Origin of the sequence: Synechococcus sp. H55.9 (assembly GCF_047462355.1) — a bacterium.
Lineage (GTDB): Bacteria > Cyanobacteriota > Cyanobacteriia > Thermostichales > Thermostichaceae > Thermostichus.
The window spans coordinates 49666-51496 of record NZ_JANSJB010000009.1 but is presented as its reverse complement, the minus strand read 5'-3'; the positions used below and the strand labels follow the sequence as shown (position 1 = coordinate 51496).

General features: G+C 62.9%; 1 protein-coding gene. It reads left to right on the top strand.

Translation table 11 applies throughout. The features are described from left to right. Window positions 1-169 precede the first annotated feature (169 nt). The gene (locus NW857_RS02520; protein WP_414367879.1) at window positions 170-1639 is read left to right on the top strand and encodes a glutamate-cysteine ligase family protein; all 1470 of its coding nucleotides are present in this window, start codon (window positions 170-172) and stop codon (window positions 1637-1639) included. Window positions 1640-1831: the final 192 nt, after the last annotated feature.

Genomic DNA, 1831 nt, shown 5'->3' with positions numbered 1-1831 from the left:
GGGCAGAGGAAGAGACAAAAATCTCGCCGTAAAGCGGATGGGGAAACCCCACCCGCCTGCGCGGTGGGGTAGTTCATCTATCACGAAGTTCTTTCCTTTTCGTGCTCAAGTCGGGGCTGACAAGAGTAGTTACGATGTTCTCATCCAGGGAAGCCGCGGAGTTGTCTCGATGGGCCAGGAGATTGCCTCCTTCAGCTTTGGCGCAGAGGACTTTGCCGAGTTCAAAGCTCGGCTGCAGCAGGAGACAGATCTGCTGGACCGCTGGCTGGCCGCCGCGCCGGGGCTGGATCCCGCCTGTCAGCCTTTTGCCCAGGGATCCCCGGTGGGAGGGTTCGAGCTGGAGGCTTGGCTGGTGACTCCTCAGGGGGATCCGGCCCCGATCAACTCAGCCTACCTGGAGGCTGTCAACGACCCGCTGGTGGTGCCGGAACTGGCCCGCTTCAACATCGAGCTCAACAGCCGGCCCCAGGTTTTGGCTGCATCCGCTCTGCGGCAGCTCCGCCAAGAGCTGGAACAGACGTGGGATCGCTGCTGCCGAGTGGCCGAGCAACTGCAGGCAGGGCTGATGATGATCGGCATTTTGCCCACGCTGCAGCAGCAGCAGCTCACTTTGGAGATGATCTCCCCCCGCAAGCGCTACCTGGCCCTCAACGAGCAGATCCTAAACCTGCACCGGCGCGAGCAACCCTCGGGGATCCCGCCCCTGGGGCTGGCGATCGCAGGGCCTGCCGCCCGGCTACGCGTCACCCACCCAAACGTCATGCTGGAGGCAGCCACCACCTCTTTTCAAATCCATCTGCAGGTGTCGCCCCACCAGGCAGCCCGCTACTTCAACGCTTCCCTGCTCGTATCGGCCCCCTTGGTAGCCCTGGCAGCCAATTCTCCCTATCTGTTTGGGCACGACCTGTGGGCGGAAACCCGCATCCCGGTGTTTGAGCAAGCCTTGGATGGCCCACCCCCCCTCGCCCCCACCCACCAAGCTCGCGTTACCTTCGGGCAAGGCTATGTCCAGGAATCCCTAATGGAGCTGTTCTGGGAAAATCTGCACCGCTACCCGGTGGTGTTGCCGCAAAGGTTAGCCGCTGCCCCCTCGGAGCTGGCCCACCTGCGTCTGCACAACGGCACCATCTGGCGCTGGAACCGCCCCCTCATCGGCTTGGATCCCGTTCCCCACCTGCGCATCGAACAGCGGGTGGCTGCAGCAGGCCCCACCCTGCCGGACATGATCGCCAATGCGGCCTTTTACTTTGGCCTGGTGCAAGCTCTGGGATCCCGACCTCTTCCCCCGGAGCAGGAGCTGAGCTTTGCCCAGTGCCGCGCCAATTTTTATACGGCCGCCCGCTTCGGCCTCGAGGCCCCCATCACCTGGCTCAACGGTTGGCAGGGATCCCTGCGCCAATTGTTGCTGCAAGAGCTGCTCCCGCAAGCAGAGGCGGGCTTGGCGCAACTGGACTTGGCGCCCCAGGACATCCAGGAGTACCTGGGCATTCTCCGCGGCCGTGTCGAGTCGGGGCAGAATGGGGCCACCTGGCAGCGCCGCTACGTGGCTCGGCATGGTAAAGATATGCAACAATTGACCTGTGCCTACTGGGAACGGCAGCGGCAAGGTCAGCCGGTACACACCTGGGATCTCGGCTAGGGAAGCCGTCTCCCCATAGTTGCCGGCGGGGGGGATAGGTCACCGCTTGGGCATGCCTGCATCGGAAGGGATGCCTTCTCAAAGGTCAGGGCGGCGACCTAATCCACAAGCACGACAGCCAGTTGTTTACCTCCAGCTAAGGATGAGACAGTTCGCTACCCCAATCTCCATCTCCCCTCTCCCGTTGGGAGA